This is a genomic window from Butyricicoccus sp. (assembly GCF_050872565.1).
GTDB lineage: Bacteria > Bacillota > Clostridia > Oscillospirales > Butyricicoccaceae > Butyricicoccus_A.
Map to the genome: position 1 here is coordinate 1 of NZ_JBNMHC010000326.1, position 2,501 is coordinate 2,501.

Genomic DNA, 2,501 nt, shown 5'->3' on the forward strand with positions numbered 1-2,501 from the left:
ATTTTGTCGCGTGCCAATCAGCTGGAGCAGTGGCAGGAAAAAGTCCGTGTGCAGCGCAAAAAACTGCAAGAAATCACGGAACAGGGCAGAGATTTGGCAGACCGCGTGCGCGATGCAGAGCGGGAAACCGAACAGACAGCGGCAAATCTGCGAGACTTGCAGCAAAAGCTGGCGGGACTTTCTGCCCAGACCAAACAGCATCAGCTGCTGCTGGACAGTGTGCGGCAGACGGAACAGCAGTTCCGCGCGGAGCAGGAGACAGCCGGACAGCAAAAACAGCAGCTGCGTGAGCAGCTGACGGCCCTGCAAACGCAGGCAGATCAGCTGGAACAGGCACGCAAGCAGGCGTTGGAAGAGCTGGCACGAGCTGCCGGGCAGGCACAGGAAATCGAACAGCAGATGACTGCCCTGACCAATGAGGCATCTCAGCTGCACACCGAGCTGGCACAGGCTCAGACCGAGTGTGATACGGTCAAGCAGGCACTGGATGATTTGCAGCAGATGGCAGACGCCACCCGCCAGACGGCAGAGGATCACAAACGCCGCATTGCCGAATACGAACAGACCATTGCTCAGGCAGATGCCCAGCGCAAGGAACTGGAGCAGACCAGCGAGCAGAGCGGACTGCGTACCGGTCAGCTGCGCGGTCAGCTGCAGGAATGCGGTCAAAACCGGATGCGGCTGGAAAAGAATAAAACAGAAACAGAAAAACAGGCGCGTGAAATTGGAAACGAAATTGTTGTGCTGGAACGCAAGCACGCGGAGGCAGAGGCGGCAGCAGACCGCATTCATAGCGAGGAACAGCAGATTCTCGATAAAATGTGGGAAAGCTATGAACTGACGCCGACAGCGGCGCGTCCTATGGCACATGCGATAGAAAATCGGCAGGAAGAAGAAAAGCTCGCGGCATCGCTGCGGCGTTCCATCAAATCGCTGGGACCGGTCAATCTCGCTGCGATTGACGAGTTTTCCGAGTTGAGCGAACGATTGGTGTTTCTGACCGAACAGAAAGACGATTTGGAACAGGCGGAGCGCGAGCTGCGCGGCATTATCGAGAAGCTGACCGAGCAGATGAAAGAAATTTTCGCGGCATCGTTTGCCCAGCTCAATCAGTATTTTGGTGAGACTTTTCAAGAGATTTTCGGCGGCGGCAGCGCAGAGCTTGCACTGGAAGACGAAAATGATATTCTCGGCTGCGGTATTGAAATCCGCGTGACACCGCCGGGCAAGACGCTCAAGAATTTGTCACTGTTATCGGGCGGCGAGAAGGCATTTGTCGCGATTGCCCTGTACTTTGCTATTTTGAAGGTGCGCCCGACGCCGTTCTGTGTGCTCGATGAGATCGAGGCGGCACTGGACGATGTCAATGTCACGCGATTTGCCCAGTATCTGCACCGACTGTCTGACAAGACACAGTTTATCGTCATTACGCATCGTCGCGGCACGATGGAAGAGGCGAATATGCTGTACGGTGTCACGATGCAGGAACGCGGCGTTTCCAAGCTGCTGATGCTCAACATCGAGGATGTTGAAAAAGAAATGAAAATGGAAATCAAATAAAAGGGGCTAAAGAGAATGGATAAAATTGCGGTTCTGATTCCGTGCTATAACGAGAGTCAGACGATTACCAAAGTCGTGACAGACTTCCGAAAGACGCTTCCGGAAGCAGTCATTTATGTATACGACAACAATTCTACCGATGGAACCGATGAGCTGGCGCGAAAGGCTGGCGCAGTTGTTCGCTACGAGTATCAGCAGGGCAAGGGCAATGTAGTACGCCGTATGTTTCAGGAAGTAGAAGCAGACTGCTATATCATGGTGGACGGTGACGATACCTATCCGGCGGTTCATGCGCGGGAGATGGCAGACAAGGTTTTGCAGCGCAACGCGGATATGGTTGTGGGAGACCGCTTGTCTTCTACGTATTTTACCGAGAACAAGCGCCGCTTTCACAATTCCGGCAATGCTTTCGTGCGCAAGTCTATCAACTGGCTGTTTCACAACAGCATCAAGGACATCATGACGGGCTACCGTGCGTTCAGCTATCGCTTTGTCAAGACATTTCCGGTTCTGTCGCAGGGCTTTGAGATTGAGACCGAGATGAGCATTCATGCGGTGGATAAAAATCTGGCGGTGGAAAATGTCATCATTGACTATCAGGATCGCCCGGAGGGCAGTGAGTCCAAGCTCAATACTGTGTCTGACGGCGTGAAGGTGCTGCGCACGATTGGGCGCCTGTTCCGCTGCTATCAGCCGCAAAAGTTCTTTGGTGCGATTGCAGCCCTGCTGCTCATCATCAGCCTGTTGTTTTTCGTTCCGATTTTGTGCACGTATTTCACAGAGGGCTTGGTTCCGCGCTTCCCGACGCTGGTTGTTTGCGGATTTACCGCGTTGGCTGCGGTACAGTGCTTTTTCGCCGGTATGCAGCTGCAAAATATCGTACAGAAAAACAAGCAGGACTTTGAGATGCAGTTGCAGCGCGCCATGAAGGAGCAGAGAGA

The 2,501-nt window shown here is 53.5% G+C and carries 1 protein-coding gene and 1 pseudogene; both read left to right on the top strand.

The genetic code is table 11. The features are described from left to right. Nucleotides 1-1,560 (top strand): annotated as a pseudogene (locus ACR0P9_RS10840) (chromosome segregation protein SMC); the annotation flags it as partial. A 15-nt stretch (nt 1,561-1,575) separates the two neighbouring features. Beyond that, nucleotides 1,576-2,501, top strand: a 926-nt coding sequence (locus ACR0P9_RS10845) for a glycosyltransferase family 2 protein (RefSeq protein ID WP_432620040.1), incomplete at its 3' end; no start/stop codon positions are given.